Below are 18,061 nucleotides of genomic sequence, written 5' to 3' on the forward strand. Positions count from 1 at the left end.
TATCGGTGTAATCCCATGTTAATGAATGCCCCAGCCACCTTTATCCAAAGCTATATTGACGATTTAAATGATGCGCTCAATCAGCTAAAACCCGGAGCCGCTTTGACACGGATTCAAGCCGCTTGGTTGGGCACTTGTTTAACGTGCATACTGCTAATGAACTCTGTTTGCTGGGCTAAGTTTGAGCGAGCAAGCCTTGGAGATTGCAAAGTAGCCGCATTATCCTGGGTGTTTCGTAAAGCAAGTATACCCTGGGACTGGTTGCTACGGGTGAGTGTGGTCTTAATTTTAAAACGTTATGGCATTACTGAAGGTGTGTTGGCCTTTGATGAATCAGACCGAGCACGATCTAAGTCTACAAAACGTATTTATAAGGTTTACAAGCAGAAACACAAAGGCTCCGGCGGGTATGTTAATGGACAAACGATAGTATTATTGCTGCTAGTTACCTCATCCATTACAGTGCCTGTCGGTTTTTTCTTTTATATGCCGGATCCAGCCTTAAAGCAGTGGGATAAAGAAGATAAACGGTTGAAAAAGAGCGGTATAGCAAAAAAAGATCGGCCTATTAAGCCTGAACGTGACAGTGCCTACCCGACCAAAACAGAGATTGCATTAGGCTTATTAAAAGAGTTTAAAGTTGCGCATAGCCTGATTAAAATTAAAGGCGTACTGGCTTGATGCGCTGTATGGTGAAAAAGCCTTTATGGACGAAGCCGCTAAAGAATCTGGAGGCTCGCAGGTGATTAGCCAATTACGTAAAAACCAAAATATTGAATATAGAGGTAGAATAAGGTCAGTCGAGAGCTACCGCTGAAAATCATGGAAACGGAGCTTAGCGAAGTGGTGATTTTTAGTCCCTGATAGGCGACAGGGCAATTTGCTGATTCGACGTGTGCTAGCAGCACGCGAGAGGAGCAAGAATTGCATTCCGAATAGCCGTCCAGCCAGTGAGGTAGTAATGACGAAGCGGCTTTTGTGCGTAGTCGTTGCGGACGCAGGGCGTTCAGGGCATCTCCCATCCGCTGCGTAGGTGAACGAATTATGGCGACAGGAGTCCCGGAATTTCGTGAGGTAGCATGGCGCGCCTGTTTAATTCGATTAACAAAGGCATTGATCAGATAATACGTGTACGTGGCGGAAAAGAGATTAAAGTGACTGTCAGCAGTGCACGATTAAAGGTGAGTTCACACAGTAAAAAACGCTTTGTCATTGCCTTAAAATATGACGGTGAAAACGACTATCGCTATTTAGTGGCGACAGACCTGACTTGGCGCACACAAGATATTATTCAAGCCTATACGTTGAGATGGCTGATTGAGGTTTTCTTTGAGGACTGGAACCTTTATGAAGGATGGGGGCGTGAGGCCAAACAATTAGATGAAGAGGGATCAAGCCGTGGCCTGATTCTGAGTCTTTTGTTTGACCATTGCCTTCTCCTTCACCCAGAGCAAATAGCCCGCATTGAAAGCAAACTACCTGCGTATACCGTAGGAAGCTTACAGCGCACGCTGTCAGCCCCGGACGGGCTGATAGTCTCCAGAAGGCGCAGGGAAATTTGCCAATCCGAAGTGCGCGATAGCGCGCGAGGGAGGCTAAAATTTTATCCCGAATAGCCGTAGAGCCATTTGTGGTAGCCATGACTGAGCTGCTTTGTGCTCAGTCTGTGGCGGACGCAGGGCGGCTGGAGCATCTCCTATTCGCTGCGTAGGTGAACGAATTACGGCGACAGGAGTCCCGGAATTTCGTGAGGTAGCATGGCGCGCCTGAGTCTCAAATGGATGTACTGCTTGAGTTCATCACGTCATTGCTAGAGTTTCCAGATCCTGGTGATAAGCTGAAAGAGTTAGGTGAATTAATAAAGGATGTGTTTCAACTGATGCCATCAGGAAAACATATGATTGGCAGAGATTTAGGGCGCTTAGCCTATCTTCGTCACTTTTATCTCTTCAAGTCATTGATTTATAATTCGCATTAAAAATTCATCGTAAAAATCCCTTTAGAATCAATGGTGTTTTTTTTGAGGGTCTCTGTAGTGCCATCTTAACTTGCTCTGACCCTTGATTTTCCCTGATTTTTCACCGATGCTAGTGGTATGTATATTCGAAGAACCAAAACAAAAAGCCTTGAAGACGGCTCAGCTTATTTCACTTACCGCATTGTAGAATCTGTGCGTATAGGAAAACAAGTCAAGCAACGTACATTGCTCAATATAGGTGCGGACGTTACGATTGATAAAAAGTACTGGCCCTTGCTGACGGCCAGAATCGAACAATTACAGCAAGGTTTGGAACCACATCAGGAAGAGCTATTCAATTTAGCCGATGATTTAAATCAACTTCTGGAAGCAACAGCCCAGCGCTATAGCTCACTGATGACTGCAAAACTGTCACAACCGCTAGATTCAAAAACAACAACGCGAGATTTTCATCATGTCGATATTAATCATGTCGAAGCCATTAATGCCCGTAGTATTGGTGTTGAAACCCTGGCACTGCATGCCGCACAGCAGTTACAGCTAGACGAAAAACTCATGGCGCTGGGCTTTAATAAAGTAGATACGGCGACGGCCCTGGGCACTATCATAGGACGTATGGTTTCACCCGGCAGTGAACTGCAAACACATGACTGGTTGCAAAATCGAACAGGCCTGGGCGAATTACTGGGTCATGACTACGGTAACACCAGCCTGACGCGATTATATACAGTCAGTGACAAGCTACTCAAACGTCAGGCAACTCTTGAATATTTTCTGGCTGACCGAGAGCAGACGTTGTTCAATTTAAACCGCAAGATTGTATTGTACGATCTGACCAATACTTATTTTGAAGGCCAGTGCGCCCGAAACCCGAAAGCGAAATTCGGTCGCTCTAAAGAGAAACGCACTGATTGCCCGTTGGTTACTCTGGGGCTGGTTCTGGATGGTGACGGCTTTCCATTGAGTAGTCAGGTTTTTCCCGGCAACGCCAGTGAGCCCGCGACCTTGAAACTGATGCTTGACGAACTGCGAGACAAGGATCCCTTTCATCAAATAAAGCCGGTGGTTATCATGGATGCCGGCATTGCCAGCGCTGACAATATTGTCTGGTTAATCGAACAAGATTATCATTATCTCGTTGTCAGTCGAGAACAACATGTAAAAAACCCAAGAGATCAGAAAACTCCGGTAGCGGTCAGGGATACCCGGGACAGCAATGTTGTTGTTTATCGTGAAGTTGATCAAGAAACCGAGGAAACCCGACTCTATTGTCATTCAGAACAAAAAGCAAAAAAAGAACAAGGTATCCGTAATCGCTTCCATGCTCGTCTGGAAGAGGCCCTGGAAAAACTGCACACAGGTCTGAGCAAAAAAGGCACCCTTAAAAAATACGACAAAATACTGGAACGTATCGGACGACTACGTGAAAAACATAGCCGTGTTGCTGCAGATTACACCATTAACGTTATCGCGGATGACAAAAAAAACAAAGCCATCGGTATAGAATGGCAACGTAAACCTGAAAGTGACCAAAAAGATAAGCACTGTGGTGTTTACTGCCTAAGAACGAATATCCCTGACTGGTCGGAAGAACAGTTATGGCTAACCTATACCATGCTGACTGAGATTGAAGCGACCTTTAGAAGCCTGAAAACCGAGCTAGGCTTGCGCCCTGTCTATCACAAAAAAGAAGAGCGGGTTACCGGACACCTATTCATCACATTATTAGCTTACCACCTGGTACATGTACTGCGTTATCAACTTAGATTTCAGGACATCCATCTAAGCTGGGAAAGCATTCGCAACAGGATGTCGACCCAGCAACGCATGACCATTACTTTACCCACGGATAACGATACAATCATTCACCTGCGAACCACAAGCAAAGCAGAAACCAGACAAAAACAAATATACACTGCGTTGAATATTAACCCCGACCCGATTGGAAAAGTTAAAACGATCGTTGATATGAAACCTGTAGTGCCAACTGGGGCCGATTGAAAAATTTAACTCATTGAAATAATGGGAAATTGACTGTATATGTCACGAAGATAGGTTAGGGCCAACACCATCATTAAAGTATTGTTCTGCTGGGTGAAGGTAAGAGTTTGATGGCAATGGGATGGAAAAACTTGAACATCGAGTATCACAAGGCATTGATTATCTTAAAGCATTCCCGGAACTTGACGAATACACCATAGAAGCAGCGGATGGACATTTTATTGATCATGCCTGCCATACTGAAAAAAACAGCAAGGGGAAAGTTTATGCGGCCGGGGGGATTTACGCGTTGAATCTCAGAAGTGGGTTGCTCAGATTTCTTTGTCTGGTGACAAACGGAACTCAGAGGCATCAAGAAATACCTGTGTTACGAGATCATATTGAAAAGCAAAACAAGGGAAATAACAGCTCTCAGAAACATCTCTATGTCTACGATAAAGCCGTCACCGACTTTGTCTGGTGGGATCGGCAGAAACGACATGCTAATTACATGATTTCAATGCTAAAAGAAAATTCAATTGCGACTCTGGTTGAGTCTATCCCTTTTGACTCCCAGCATGAGATCAATACAGGAGTTGAAGCATACAGTGTGTACGAAAACAAGGGCATCAAATTTAACGTGGTGGATTACCGTGATCCACAAACCGGAAAACTTCACCGGTTTGTGACAACCTTGCCAATGACTATTAACCCTGGAACCATTGCCATGCTGTATTTCAAGCGATGGACGATTGAAAAGACATTCAATAACACTAAAACTCGATGTTCAAGTTTTTTAACTGATTGATTTTATTGATAATTTTACTGACAAAGAAAGCATCAACATCATTGTAAATCAATCACTTATAAAACAAAGCCGTAAAAATTTACTTTTCTTAGCCCAGTTATAGCTGAAAACTTGAACATCGAGTAAAAGTAATTTCAAGGAAACTAAAGCTTGGTCTTCCAATACCCGCTCACTTGGAAATCAAATGCGCCTGCCTGCAATGAGCTATAATTTAATGCGCGTGTTTGAAGAGATTTCAAAAACACAACAGCCAGAATTGATTCATCCATCGGATAAAAAATATAGCGAGGCTCTGGAGATAAGGCAGCAACAGGCCCAAAAACGAGATCGTTTTGTGAATCCATTATTTTTCCAGGCAAGAATATCTCGTATCAGCTCGTATACCATTCGAGCAGTTCAAAACGCAATAATAACAGGAATGTCTTTACAGTGCTTTATGAGCTCTCTTGTGGCGAGGTTAGTTTCACGGCCTCAATTGATAGGGGAACACTGATGATCATGGTAAGGGTCTTGGTGAGTTGCTGTTAGTCGATGCTCTAACTCGTACGCAGCTAATCTACACTGAGGCAGGTGGTATTGGTTTATTTGTCGATGCCATTGATGAGCAGGCGGCGGGTTACTATTTACGCTTTGGTTTTGAAGCGCAGCACCTGACAATCCATTGTTGCTGTTCCTGCCGACAATTTGATGTTTTCCTCTTTAGAACAGTTTATGCACTTTATTCTAGGTGTTAACGAGATAGCTTAACAGTATGTTGAATAGTATAACTGTCAGTCACATTAAACTACTTTGTAGCCCATTATGGAGGGGATACCGGTTTTCCGCATTGCATAACAACATGCGGGCTACGTTGGCTGTGTTTCTTTCGGCCTATGTATGGGGCAAAGTCTAACTCGTGCAGCACCGTGTGGTTTGATGGATAGGGTATTTCATAAGCTGCTGATTTAAAATATATTATAATTAACTATTGCCCCGTCCTAAATAGGTGCTGCACTCGTCGACCCATTAATATCTTCAGGATCACCCTCATAAGGGGTTGCATATTTACAATCCTTTTGCGGGCAGACCTTTTCCGGGCCGAGGCTCTTGGTGCTTTTTAGCGTTAATATCGGCCAGTCACACGTCGGGCAGGGCTCTTTAACTGGGACATTCCAGAGTGCATAATCACATTTAGGATAGCCGGAGCAGGAATAGAATACTTTGTTGTTGCGTGACTTGCGCTTGAGGATGGTGCCTTTTTTGCACTTAGGGCATGCTACGCCAGTATCCAGTGGCTTCTCTAATGGCTCTATATGTTTACACTTCGGATACGAGCTACAGCCGATAAATTTGCCATAACGCCCGGTCTTGATCACTAAATCAGAGTCACATTTAGGACACTTCCGCCCCTCCACAATTTCAGGGACATTAGACTCCGTACCGTCATCATTTAAGTTGCGGGTGTAAGAACAGGTTGGGTAATCTGTGCAGCCGATAAAGCGGCCATTGCGACCTAGACGGATAGACAGTGGCTTGCCACACTCAGGGCATTTTTCGTCGATGGCTTCCTGAGTCACGTCTTTACGCTGTACCGATTGTTCTTTGTCATGAATCAGTTTGGTAAATGGCTTCCAGAAATCATGCATCAGCGGAACCCAGTCTTTTTCCCCGCGCGATACCGCATCTAATTCATCTTCCAGGTTAGCGGTAAAGTCATAATCGACATATTTTGTAAAATGCTCGGTTAGAAACTTGATAACAATCCTGCCTACATCGGTCGGGTGAAAGCGTTTACTCTCCAGCGTTACATATTCACGATTTTGCAGGGTAGAGATAATTGATGCATAGGTAGAAGGGCGGCCAATACCATGTTCTTCCAACGATTTAACCAGACTGGCTTCACCATAGGGGGGGGGAGGTTCTGTAAAATGCTGATTGGTAACAATGGCATCCAGTGGGATCGCATCCCCTTCTTCCATAGGCGGTAAAAAGGTTTCTTTATCATCGCCTTCTTTGTTGTCATCTTTTCCTTCCAGGTACACAGCCATAAAGCCGGGTTTGGCGATAACGGAACCTGTGGCACGAAAAATATCTTTATCGCTGCCACATTGCAGATCAACAGAGACGGTGTTGATGGTTGCATGAATCATTTGACAGGCAATCGTGCGCTTCCATATCAGGTCGTATAGCTTAAATTGATCGTTGCTTAAATATTTTTTAAGCTCGGCAGGGATTTGCTGTGCCAGCGTGGGCCGAATTGCCTCGTGCGCTTCCTGAGCGTTTTTAGATTTGGTTTTAAATGCGCGCGGTTGTTTGGGTACTTGGTCAGCACCGTATTTATCACTGATCAACTGGCGAATGTTTTCCAGGGCTTCATCTGCTAAATTAACCGAGTCAGTACGCATGTAGGTAATTAAGCCCGCTGCTTCACCGCCTCCGATATCCATTCCTTCGTAAAGTTGCTGGGCAACCATCATCGTGCGTTTTGTGGTAAAGCCCAGTTTACGCGCGGCCTCTTGCTGTAAAGTCGAGGTAGTAAATGGCGCAGCAGGGTTGCGCTTGCGTTGTTTTTTCTCTAATTTGGCAACGTTTAGCGTGCCGTTCGCAGCAGCAAGCAGGGCTTGTTGAGTTGCCTGTGCCTGGTCATCATTCTGGATGCTAAATTGCTCTAGCTTCTCGCCATTATAGTGGGTGAGTTTAGCTTTGAACGTTTGCTTCGCATGTGCAAGTTTTGCGGTGATACTCCAGTATTCACGCGTTTTAAATGCTTCAATTTCCAGTTCACGCTCGACAATCATACGCAGTGCCGGGCTTTGTACCCGGCCTGCGGATAAGCCACGGCGAATTTTTTTCCACAATAACGGCGAAAGGTTGAAGCCTACCAGGTAGTCCAGTGCTCTGCGGGCTTGTTGTGCATCCACTAGTGTAGTGGCAATTTCCCCCGGGTTCTGTATTGCATGGGTCACCGCTTTTTTGGTGATTTCATGAAACACCACGCGGTGAACCGCCTTGTTTTTGAGTAGTTTTTTCGCTTTGAGTATTTCCAGCAAGTGCCAGGAAATGGCTTCTCCCTCTCTATCAGGGTCAGTTGCGAGATAGAGTGTGTCTGCGCCCTTGAGCGCTTTGGTGATGGCTAGGACATGGCGTTGATTGCGCTCTTGTATCTGATACTTCATGGCGAAATCATGCTGGGGATCCACCGCGCCTTCTTTGGGAATCAGATCGCGTAAATGACCATAAGAGGCGAGTACCTGAAAGTCTTTGCCCAGGTATTTCTCAATAGTCTTGGATTTTGCGGGTGACTCTACAATGATTAAATTTTTACTCATGCGTGATATTAACCAAAATTAATTTAAAAAATCCGGTGTTTCCTGGTAGATGATGTTTTCCATATGTGCAATGGCAAGTTCTTCATCCGCCTGACTTAATAGCACGATCAGGGCTATCCATTTCAGCTCGTCGAGGGAAATATGCTTTTTCTCTACCGCCATGGCGCGATCAATCACTAATTCGCGACTGACGGGAGTAAGAATAGCCATTCCCTGCAGGTAGAGGATAAAGTTACGACACTCTAAATCTAGCTTATAACACTCTTCGGCACAAAAAATACGGAAATTATTAGCTGATTTGAATACGGGTTCTTCTTGCAGTGCCAGCGTATCTAGCCACTCAAAGGCTTTGGAAATAATGCCTGAATTAAAACCGGCTGCCTTAAGTTCTGTATGTAACATATCGGTATCCGGAATGATGTCAATCTCACTATCCATATAATTTTCAAATAGATAGATCAATACATCAAAAATATCTTCATTCATTAAAGTGCCTATAAGTGGGCTGGTCTGCCTGTTAGCAAACTATTTTATGCGAGTGTAAGTACCGCCATCGGCGGCGATAATATAACCTTGAGTTTCTAAAATGAGCAAGTGTGATGCGATATTTTCTACTGAAAACCCGCTTTCATTGACTAGCTGATCAATTGATGTGGGGCTATACAGTACATAATTCAACAGGTTTTGCTGCTGTTCGTCAAGGCTGGTCTGGCTATTTGCATTTAGGAGGTTAGTTTTCGCCGTGGGCTGCTGAAAAAACTGGCCTATCTCTTCTAATATATCCTGAGTGGTTTCAACCAGTTTGGCGCCTTCTTTGATCAGCGCATTACAGCCACGTGCCAGCGGATTATAGATAGAGCCCGGGATGGCAAAGACTTCCCTATTTTGTTCCAGCGCCATACGTGCAGTGATTAATGAGCCGCTTTGTCTAGCGGCCTCTACCACTAAAATACCCAGGCATAGGCCACTAATAATACGATTTCGCCTGGGAAAATGGTTGGCTTTGGCAACTGTACCGGGAGGGAACTCAGAAATAAGTACGCCATTTGCAACAATCTCAGTGGCAAGTTGTTTATGCGTGGCAGGGTAAACACGATCTAGACCTGTGCCGGTGACGGCAATGGTTTTTCCCTGAACAGCCAGAGCGCCACGATGACTTGCGGCATCAATGCCTAAAGCTAAGCCACTGGTAATTGTAAAGCCAGTGTTAGCCAGGCTGCTGGCAAAATCGGTCGCGATTTGTATGCCGGATGCTGATGGGTTGCGGCTGCCTACGATAGCTATTTGCGGGAAATGAATTAAATCAATATCGCCCCGGGCAAACAATACCGGTGGTGGGTCTGGAATTTCTTTGAGCTGGCTGGGGTAGTCCTGGTCGGTATACAGTAGTAAATGATTATCTTGCTGCTCCAACCACAATAAATCCTGCTTAACAGTTTTCCAGTCCGGGTTTTTAATAGCATCAATAGTGGCGGTGCGTAGACCTAGTTTGATCAGGGTCTCGCGCGATTGATAAAAAAGTTGCTCGGGAGGGCAAAAGTCCAGACACTTTAAAAAGGTCTTGCTGTCTATGCCTGGCGTGCGCATCAGCGCAAGCCAGTATTTTTGAGGCTCTTCGGTATTCAGGTGAGGGCTATTCTTCAGGTGTTTGCACCAAGATCAAATACGCTTATATTCCTGGTTGCGTTCATAACCAGTGCATAACTAACCTTGTCGAAGACACGAAAAACCATGGCTACTCCCGCTTTTTGGTCGGATAATTTAACCAGTTCGTTTTTATTCACATGAAAGGGATCTGGAATAAGTTTACCCCTTTGCATGATGGTCAAAATATTGGCAACTTCCAGGCCATCACGTGCCCCCTTGCTGAGGACAATGATGTCATAAGTACCAATTTCCTGAACGCCATTATGCACACTGATAATTGATCCCTGAATAAATTTTGCTGGGGGTTTGGGAAAGTAATCAAATACAACATCTTGTTCTGAAGTCGGCATCAGGCGGTCGCCTCGGCGTACCTCTCTTTGGGTGTTGGTAATTCGCAAAGTGGCTGGGTCACCAAGGGATATCATGACATTGTCGCCAATATATTCGGCTTCATAGCCTAAAATCTCATCAGTTTTCGGATCTATATATGTTTCACCTGGGCGATAAGTGGTATAGGCAAGATAATCAGGCTGCAGAATGGTACGTACGAAAATGTCGGTACCTGGCCCGGCGACTATATGCTCGCTAGCAAAGTCGATTATATAGGGTGAATTTACTAATTCATCTTTACTTACGACTTTAGGCGAGCTTAGGTAAGGAGCAATAGCCTCAAATGGAATCATTGCAATCGCATCTTTTTCGTCGCTAAGGCGCATATGCGGGTAGAGCTCACGCTGCTCATCATTGCTGGCATGATCAACACAGAGCATGGGCTTACCATCCACAAAGCAAAACGAGATGACATCCCCGGGATAAATAAGGTGCGGGTTTTTGATCTGACCATTATGTTCCCAGACATTAGGCCACTCCCACGGGTTTTGGAAAAATCTGGCGGATATGTCCCATAAGGTATCGCCTTTAACAACGACATAGCTGGTCGGGTGCGAAGTGTTGAATTTAACTATATCAGCCAGGCTAGAAAGGCTAAATGTCAGGGCGAGAATAAATCCTATAATTGCTTTAGAAGCCATTTTTTTATTCCAATCAATCAGAAAATTATCGGCTAAGTGTTGTTATGCATACTTTATTTTCACAAAAACGGACAACACTGAGCTTGCTAAGTATAAAGTTTAGATGAATTCGGATAGAATTCCAGTCATAAATAATTATTGTTGGAGAGTTTAGTGGGTATTTTGTCAATTCTTGAATTTCCTGATCCGCGTTTGCGCACGGTGGCGGAGCCTGTAAAGGTTGTTGATAAGGCGATCAAGAGCCTGGTTGATGATATGTTAGAAACCATGTATGAAGCACATGGAGTGGGTTTAGCTGCGACGCAGGTGGATCAGCATAAGCGTATTATCGTTATCGATACCAGTGAGGATAAAAATAATCCGCTGTGTTTAATTAATCCTGAGATTATTGAGCAGACGGGGGAGGAAGAGTCAGACGAAGGTTGTTTATCGGTGCCGGGTATTTTTGAGCTGGTAAAGCGCGCTGAAGAAATCAAGGTAAAAGCGCTAGATCAACAAGGCAAACCATTTGAATTACAAACGGGAGGGTTGCTGGCCGTCTGTATTCAGCATGAAATGGATCATTTGCAGGGCAAGCTCTTTGTTGATTATTTGTCATCGTTAAAGCGCCAAAGAATAAAAAAGAAAATGAATAAACTACATAAACGAGAAAAATAAACAGATGAAAATTATTTTCTCAGGAACGCCTGAGTTTGCCGTGCCTGCACTACAAATGCTGTTAGATTCTGAACATGAAGTGGTTGCCGTCTATACGCAACCGGACAGACCGGCAGGACGCGGCCGGAAATTGCAGCCTGGCCCGGTTAAGAGTCTGGCGTTAGCAGCGGGTATCCCTGTTTATCAGCCCTTAAACCTGAAGCAAGATGCTGATATTGCACAGGTACAAGCACTGGATGCAGATTTAATGGTGGTTGTGGCTTACGGCCTGATTCTGTCGCAGAAAGTGCTGGATATTCCCAAACTAGGTTGTATAAATATTCATGGTTCTTTATTACCACGCTGGCGCGGGGCAGCGCCCATTAACCGTGCAATTATGGCGGGGGATACGCAAACCGGGGTAACCATTATGAGTGTGGTTAAGCAACTGGATGCAGGTGATATGTTGCATAAGACTGTTTGTGAGATAGGCGCGCATGAGACTGCGAGTGAGTTACATGACCGGATGAAAGTAATGGGCGCGGAAGGATTACAGAAGACACTGGCATTAATGCAGGCGGGTCAGTTAAACCCGGAAAAACAGGATGAAGCACTCGTTACTTATGCGCATAAGCTGGAAAAAAGCGAATCCGAGCTGGACTGGACGCGCCACGCGAGTGCACTGGCACGCCAGATACGCGGGCTTAATGCCTGGCCTGTTGCGCAGACTAAATTGCAGGATAAGGTGATGCGTGTATGGCAAGCTGAGGTTGTTGCGGGTAATACTAATAATTCAATTCCCGGATCAATTTTGATGGATGAAAAGCATATCGATGTAGTTACGGGTGAGGGTGTTTTGCGCTTGTTAGAAATTCAGCTACCGGGGAAGAAACGAATGCAGGTTGCTGATTTCTTAAATGCGCATCATGTGGCTGGATTACAACTAGGTTAAATAGAATGTAGGCCAGATAAGATTTTTTATTGCAAAGCAATAAAAAACGTCATCCGGCAAAATGAGGTGGCAGTGCTAGGTTCTGCTAACTGAACTATCGCTTGAGAAGCCAAGCTACGAATATAGGGATAATGAATTGAATTCACGATTAGTCTCCGCAAATGTATTAGTGCAAGTACTGTCCGGCAGGTCGCTGACAGCCACGCTTGAATCCGTATGGGAGAATGTGAGTGATGCGCAGGACAGAGCCTTTATTCAGGCACTATGCTATGGCACAGTACGTCAGTACTATCGACTGGAATTTATTTTAAATCAGCTGCTGAATAAGCCGATTAAAGATAAAGACGTGCAAATAAAAGCCTTGGCGCTACTGGGCTTATATCAGTTGAAATATATGCGTGTCAAAGACCATGCGGCGGTGTCCGAAACTGTGGCAGTGATGAAAAAAAAGCAGTGGGCAAAGGCCTTGTTAAATGCGGTGCTGCGGCGCTATTTGCGCGAACAGGATGAGCTGGAGGCTCTGGCTGACAAGCATGTGGCTTATGCACATCCTGACTGGATGATTAAGGCGATTAAAGCAGACTGGGGTAGCGAAGCGAAGCAGATTTTCTTTGCAAGCAATTGTACGCCACCGATGACTTTACGCGTGAATGCGCGTTTTTGTCAGCGCGATACCTATTTGACAATGCTGGCAGAGCAAGAGATTGCAGCGAGTGCCACAGAACATTCAGAGCAGGGTATTATCCTCGAGACACCTGTGGCGGTAGATAAGTTACCCAAATTTACTGCAGGCTGGGTATCGGTTCAGGATGCGGCTGCGCAATTAGCCGCGGGATTGCTAGATGTACAAACTGGAGACAGGGTGTTAGATGTGTGCGCTGCACCAGGTGGCAAAACCGCACATATTCTGGAATGTCAGCCCGAAGTAAAAAGTATGCTGGCGATTGATATTGATGCGCAACGGCTGGTAAGAGTCAAAGAAAATTTAACCCGCTTGCAGTTAGATGCAGATTTATTAGCAGCCGATGCTACACATCCTGAAAACTGGTGGGATGGTGTGCCGTTTGAGCGTATTTTACTGGATGCGCCGTGCTCTGCTTTGGGGGTGGTGCGCCGCCACCCAGATATAAAATTATTGCGCCGTGCTGAGGATATTGTTCAGTTGCAGGCATTACAACAGCGGATTTTGCAGGCGGGCTGGAAAATGTTAGCGCCAGGTGGGGTGCTGCTGTATGTCACTTGCTCAATTCTACAAGATGAAAATGAGAGTCAGGTTGAGCGTTTTCTGCAACAGCAAAATGACGCACAAGAATTAGTGATCGCTGCTGACTGGGGTACTATGCGCCCATTTGGCCGTCAGATCTTGACCGGTAGCCAGGTTATGGACGGTTTTTATTATGCGCGTTTACAGAAAAAGTAAAGCGCTAAGGATAGTTTGTTATGTCATGCTGTTTTGTGTGGCATGTGATTGTCATGCTAACGGCGAATTTGTCAAAATTAAACAGGCACAATTAAGAGTAACTGATGCTCAAGCCAGCTTAAATATTAAGCTGGATTTTCAATTAAGTCCCAGTGCAGAAGAAGCCCTCTATAGCGGTATTGCTCTGTATTGGGATGTCTCGATTGTGTTTAGACAGCAGCGCGGCTTTTGGTATAAAACCTTGTTTGCGCGTACTTATCGTTACAGCCTGACATACTATACTTTGCTTAATAATTTTCGCGTTAAGGACGAGCAGCAACAAGCTTTCAGGCGGTTTTACAGTCTTGATGAAGCACTTAACTATATGCAGCATTTTCAGGCCGAGGAGATGCCATTATCTGGCTATGATAAAAATCAATGTGTTATGACTAGGCTAAAGGTGTCTTTTGATCGGGAAATGTTGCCCGCGCCGCTACGCCCCATTGCTTATTTTGATAAGCAGTGGGATTTATCGTCAAATGAGAGGCTGTGGTGCGAGTAAAAATTCCGTTTAGCATTTCTATTCTGTTTCTGCTGAGCTTTATAATTCTGTCTTTGCAGTTAATGAGTTCGGCGCTGCAAGACACGTCACAGCTGGGCGAATTGTATACCTGGCTGCTGTTAAGTAATGTTGTAGGTACTCTCTGTTTGTTGGTGTTGGTGGGTTATAACATTATTTCCCTGGCACGCAGACTAAAAAAGCGCGAAGCAGGCTCGCGCTTAACGACTAATATTGTGCTGTTGTTTATTGTTTTATCTCTGGTGCCGGCGGGTACAGTGTTTTATTTTTCCATGAAGTTTTTACATCAGAGTATTGATAGCTGGTTTAATGTGGAACTTGATGCAGCAATGGAAGATGCGCTGGAATTAAGTCACACCTCGCTGGATCAGCGCGTGCGCTGGAATTTAAATCAGTCTCAGCGCATAGCTGAGTCATTGCGTAATAAGTCTATTCAAGAAATTAGCCTGGAGATAGAACAAATACGCGAAATAGCAGCTGCCAATGAAGTGACTTTATTGTCTAAAAAGGGCAAGGTCATTGCTTTTAGTGGCGTGAACCGGAGTGATATTCTACCCAGCTTGCCGGTCAGTTCCTTATTCTTTCAGGTACAGCAAGGTGAGGATTTTGTGAATTTGGCTTCGGTAGATGACCGCCTGGTAGTGCAAACGATTGTGGCTATTAAGTCGAGAAATACGCATTTTTTACAGATCGTTTATCCCGTGCCTGAGCGTATTGATGACTTAACGGATTCAGTAGAATTCGCCTACGTCAGGTTTCAGGAAATGACCTATTTGCGCCACTCTTTAAAAATCAGTTTTTCACTGGTTTTATCGCTGGTATTGTTAATGAGCTTTCTGGCGGCAGTTTCTGCGGCATTTATCAGTGTGCGTGGGATTATTGCGCCGATACGTGATTTAGTGCGTGGTACGCAGGCAGTTGCTGCCGGATACTATGAGCAATTATTGCCGGCAAAACGACAGGATGACCTGGGCTTTCTGGTCGAGTCATTTAATGAAATGGTGCGCCAGATTTCGCGAGCGCAGGACGAGACGCGCAAAAGTACCCAGGAAATTGAGCGTCAAAGAGCATATCTGGAAACCTTGCTGACCAGCTTGACTGCGGGGGTATTGAGCTTTGATTCCAGCTTGAATATCCGCACCGCCAACCAGGCAGCCAATATTATTCTGCATGTGCAGGTCATGCGTTTTTATGGGCAGGGTCTGAGCGAACTTGCTAAGGGGCGGCCAGATTTAATGGGGCTGGTTAAGGTGGTGCAGCCTTTATTAGAAAAATCATTTGATATCTGGCAGCGTAATATCGTGGTTGACGGGCCTGATGGGCGCAAGGAATTGTTATGTCAGGGGACGCCGTTGTTTTCTATCGAAGGTGGTTATATAGGCGCAGTGCTGGTATTTGATGATATTACCGATTTGATACAGGCGCAGAAAAATGCAGCCTGGTCAGAAGTGGCGCGTCGTCTGGCACATGAAATTAAAAACCCGTTAACACCGATACAGCTTTCAGCTGAGCGTTTGCAGCATAAGTTATCGGCTAAACTTGAGGATGAAGATGCGCAGATATTGACCCGCTCCACGCGTACTATTGTTCAGCAAGTGGAAGCTATGAAGCATATGGTTGATGACTTTGCTGAATATGCACAGCCGGTAAGAAATCAGGCAACTAACCTCGACCTGTCCGCATTGGTACAGGAGGTTATTGCATTATATGCTGCGGATCCTAATGTCGAGTTTAAATTGATGCTAGGGCAGGAAATTCCGCTAATTAAAGCGGATGCTGTGAGTATTCGTCAGCTGTTGCATAATATGTTTAAAAACGCACTGGAAGCAATGGAGGGTAAAGGAACAATAAGTATTAAGTTACTGGCGGTTAGAAAAAATAATAATACGCCGGTGCAATTAGCCATTTATGATACAGGCTGCGGCATAGATATTAATCAGGCAAAAAATATTTTTGAGCCCTATGTGACGAGTAAGCAGAAAGGGACAGGGTTGGGTTTGGCGATAGTCAAAAAAGTTATTGAAGAGCATGGTGGCACTATTCGTCTGGATAGTAATTATAAACAGGGAGCTGGGTTTATTATGCAATTTCCAGCGGTATTCGAAGAGACACGGCAATGAGTGGATATAAAGCAAATATTTTAGTAGTAGACGATGAGCCAGAGATTAGGCAATTAGTGCAGGAGATTCTTCAGGACGAAGGATATGTTGTCTACATGGCGGGAAATGCCGAAGAAGCGCGAGAGATGAAACAGCGCCATCAGCCGGATTTGATACTACTGGATATCTGGATGCCGGATACCGATGGTATTACGCTATTGAAAGAGTGGGGCGAGGACGAAATGTTTGTCTCGCCGGTGATCATGATGTCGGGACATGGCACGATTGAAACTGCAGTTGAAGCAACTAAGCTGGGTGCTTATGAGTTTCTGGAAAAGCCGCTGTCTTTAGCGCGCTTGCTACTGGTTGTAGAGCGAGCGGTCGATGCACATATGTTGCAGCGTGAGAATGCTGGCTTGAAGCAACAGCTTGCGGTGGTGAGTGATCCGGTTGGCCGCAGTGCTTTTGCCGAACGTATTAAAGAGCAATTAAAACGCCTGGCGCAGCATGAAACCAAAGTGATGTTTGTTGGCGAAAGTGGCGTAGGGAAGGAGCTTTATGCGCGCTTTTTGCATGAGCATAGCGGGCGTAAAAATGGTCCTTTTGTGGATGTTGCTGTGGGCAGTATTGCTGCTGAAAATGCTGAAGTGGAATTTTTTGGTAAAGAGCTGGATGGAGTGGTTTTTCCTGGTTTGCTGGAGCGAGCTCACGGAGGGGTATTATTTCTGGCTGAAATAGCTGGAATGGATGCGCAAACGCAGCTAAAGTTCGTTAGTGCACTGGAGTCAAGTTCTTTTTTACGCGTCGGTGGAACCGAACAGGTGCATGTTGACGTTCGGGTCATGGTAACAACGCGGGTTATTCTGGAAAATGAAGTAAAACAAGGTCGTTTTCGTCAGGATTTGTATTATTTGCTAAATGAAGTTATCATGGAAGTGATGCCATTACGCGAGCATAGTGAGGATATACCCGCATTGTTGCAGTTTTATGTCGACTACTTTGTGCAGCATGAAAAGCTGGCTTATAGAAAGTTCACCATGCCAGCGCTGAATTTCTTAAGAAATTATATCTGGCCTGGCAATGTACGCGAATTAAAAAATCTGGTGCAACGCCTAATGATTCTGGGTGCGGGTGATGATATTGAGCTGGCCGAAGTAAAAACAGCGCTGGGCACAGTCTTGGACAATGTGGTTGTGAGGCAGCAGGAGAGTGTGCCAGTTTTTTTCAAGCTGTCACTTAAAGAGGCAAGAGAGCAGTTTGAAAAAGCCTATCTAGAATATCATTTTGAGAAAAACCAGGGTAATGTCGCTAAGCTGGCAACCGCAGTCGGTGTGGAACGTACACATTTATACCGCAAGTTGCATGCACTGAATATAAAAGAATAAATTATCCAGGAATCAGGTTTTGTGTTCGAGTAAACCCTCAATCTAAAAACTGTGAGCATCTGATTTTTTAGGGGCATGGTTTTGTGCATAATCTGCGCACGGAATACTGCGTTACAGTTCCTGCCAAGGGCGCTTGCGCCAGGTAAGCTGAGGCTGGTCTTTTCCCAGCCAGGCATTCTACGAAGCCTGTTCAAAGAAGGTTTCCAGGGTCGTTGGGAAATACTTTTGGGCTGCTGCTGATAGTCGCCTTAGTTTAAG

Annotated in this window: 18 protein-coding genes; 13 read left to right on the forward strand and 5 right to left on the reverse strand. The window is 45.0% G+C overall.

Annotated elements, in window-relative coordinates; genetic code table 11:
- The first annotated feature begins 15 nt into the window (after positions 1-15).
- Entirely contained in the window at positions 16-681 is a 666-nt protein-coding gene (locus tag K6984_RS07970; protein ID WP_221895037.1) for a transposase, read from the forward strand.
- A gap of 65 nt (positions 682-746) precedes the next feature.
- On the opposite strand, the gene K6984_RS07975 is transcribed toward K6984_RS07970, so the two are convergent.
- The gene (locus tag K6984_RS07975; protein ID WP_221895038.1) at positions 747-1,022 is read right to left on the reverse strand and encodes a hypothetical protein; all 276 of its coding nucleotides are present in this window, start codon (positions 1,020-1,022) and stop codon (positions 747-749) included.
- Between K6984_RS07975 and K6984_RS07980 the strand changes: the two genes are divergently transcribed.
- The 6 genes from K6984_RS07980 to K6984_RS08005 all read left to right on the forward strand — a co-directional run bounded on the left by K6984_RS07980 (position 979) and on the right by K6984_RS08005 (position 5,259).
- Positions 979-1,125, forward strand: coding sequence for a hypothetical protein (locus K6984_RS07980; protein ID WP_221895039.1), 147 nt, complete (start codon positions 979-981; stop codon positions 1,123-1,125). The two genes, K6984_RS07975 and K6984_RS07980, sit on opposite strands and share 44 nt — an antisense overlap.
- Entirely contained in the window at positions 1,080-1,616 is a 537-nt protein-coding gene (locus tag K6984_RS07985; RefSeq protein WP_221895040.1) for a hypothetical protein, read from the forward strand. Before K6984_RS07980 ends, K6984_RS07985 begins: the two co-directional genes overlap by 46 nt.
- A gap of 161 nt (positions 1,617-1,777) precedes the next feature.
- Positions 1,778-1,978 (forward strand): hypothetical protein, encoded by a 201-nt coding sequence (locus tag K6984_RS07990; protein WP_221895041.1) that lies wholly within the window; start codon positions 1,778-1,780, stop codon positions 1,976-1,978.
- Positions 1,979-2,095: 117 nt separating this feature from the next.
- Positions 2,096-3,979 (forward strand): IS1634 family transposase, encoded by a 1,884-nt coding sequence (locus tag K6984_RS07995; RefSeq protein WP_221895042.1) that lies wholly within the window; start codon positions 2,096-2,098, stop codon positions 3,977-3,979.
- Between the two features lie 121 nt (positions 3,980-4,100).
- A complete protein-coding gene (locus K6984_RS08000; protein WP_221895043.1) occupies positions 4,101-4,766 on the forward strand; it encodes a transposase in 666 nt (221 codons plus the stop codon).
- Between the two features lie 184 nt (positions 4,767-4,950).
- Entirely contained in the window at positions 4,951-5,259 is a 309-nt protein-coding gene (locus K6984_RS08005; RefSeq protein WP_221895044.1) for a hypothetical protein, read from the forward strand.
- Between the two features lie 484 nt (positions 5,260-5,743).
- Here the strand turns inward: K6984_RS08005 and topA are convergent, their stop codons facing one another.
- The 4 genes from topA to K6984_RS08025 are packed head-to-tail and all read right to left on the reverse strand — an operon-like array spanning position 5,744 to position 10,752.
- Positions 5,744-8,074 (reverse strand): type I DNA topoisomerase, encoded by a 2,331-nt coding sequence (topA, locus tag K6984_RS08010; RefSeq protein ID WP_221895045.1) that lies wholly within the window; start codon positions 8,072-8,074, stop codon positions 5,744-5,746.
- Between the two features lie 18 nt (positions 8,075-8,092).
- Positions 8,093-8,560, reverse strand: a complete 468-nt coding sequence (locus tag K6984_RS08015) for a Smg family protein (RefSeq protein ID WP_221895046.1) — start codon at positions 8,558-8,560, stop codon at positions 8,093-8,095.
- Between the two features lie 39 nt (positions 8,561-8,599).
- Positions 8,600-9,661, reverse strand: coding sequence for a DNA-processing protein DprA (gene dprA / locus K6984_RS08020; RefSeq protein WP_221895047.1), 1,062 nt, complete (start codon positions 9,659-9,661; stop codon positions 8,600-8,602).
- A 53-nt stretch (positions 9,662-9,714) separates the two neighbouring features.
- Entirely contained in the window at positions 9,715-10,752 is a 1,038-nt protein-coding gene (locus K6984_RS08025; RefSeq protein ID WP_221895048.1) for a LysM peptidoglycan-binding domain-containing protein, read from the reverse strand.
- Positions 10,753-10,905: 153 nt separating this feature from the next.
- Between K6984_RS08025 and def the strand changes: the two genes are divergently transcribed.
- From def to K6984_RS08055, 6 genes are all read left to right on the forward strand, one after another.
- Complete coding sequence (gene def / locus K6984_RS08030) at positions 10,906-11,409, forward strand: peptide deformylase (RefSeq protein WP_221895049.1); 504 nt, start codon at positions 10,906-10,908, stop codon at positions 11,407-11,409.
- A gap of 4 nt (positions 11,410-11,413) precedes the next feature.
- Positions 11,414-12,340, forward strand: a complete 927-nt coding sequence (gene fmt / locus K6984_RS08035) for a methionyl-tRNA formyltransferase (RefSeq protein WP_221895050.1) — start codon at positions 11,414-11,416, stop codon at positions 12,338-12,340.
- Positions 12,341-12,476: 136 nt separating this feature from the next.
- On the forward strand, positions 12,477-13,760 hold the full coding sequence (gene rsmB / locus K6984_RS08040; RefSeq protein WP_221895051.1) for a 16S rRNA (cytosine(967)-C(5))-methyltransferase RsmB: 1,284 nt from the start codon (positions 12,477-12,479) through the stop codon (positions 13,758-13,760).
- Positions 13,761-13,797: 37 nt separating this feature from the next.
- Positions 13,798-14,301: a DUF4390 domain-containing protein gene (locus tag K6984_RS08045; RefSeq protein ID WP_221895052.1), complete on the forward strand. Its 504-nt coding sequence runs from the start codon at positions 13,798-13,800 to the stop codon at positions 14,299-14,301.
- Positions 14,292-16,439: a sensor histidine kinase gene (locus tag K6984_RS08050; protein WP_230987981.1), complete on the forward strand. Its 2,148-nt coding sequence runs from the start codon at positions 14,292-14,294 to the stop codon at positions 16,437-16,439. The genes K6984_RS08045 and K6984_RS08050 overlap by 10 nt, the downstream gene beginning before the upstream one ends.
- Positions 16,436-17,803 (forward strand): sigma-54-dependent transcriptional regulator, encoded by a 1,368-nt coding sequence (locus tag K6984_RS08055; RefSeq protein ID WP_221895053.1) that lies wholly within the window; start codon positions 16,436-16,438, stop codon positions 17,801-17,803. Before K6984_RS08050 ends, K6984_RS08055 begins: the two co-directional genes overlap by 4 nt.
- Positions 17,804-18,061 lie beyond the last annotated feature (258 nt).

Source organism: Bathymodiolus japonicus methanotrophic gill symbiont (assembly GCF_019721995.1).
Lineage (GTDB): Bacteria > Pseudomonadota > Gammaproteobacteria > Methylococcales > Methylomonadaceae > Methyloprofundus.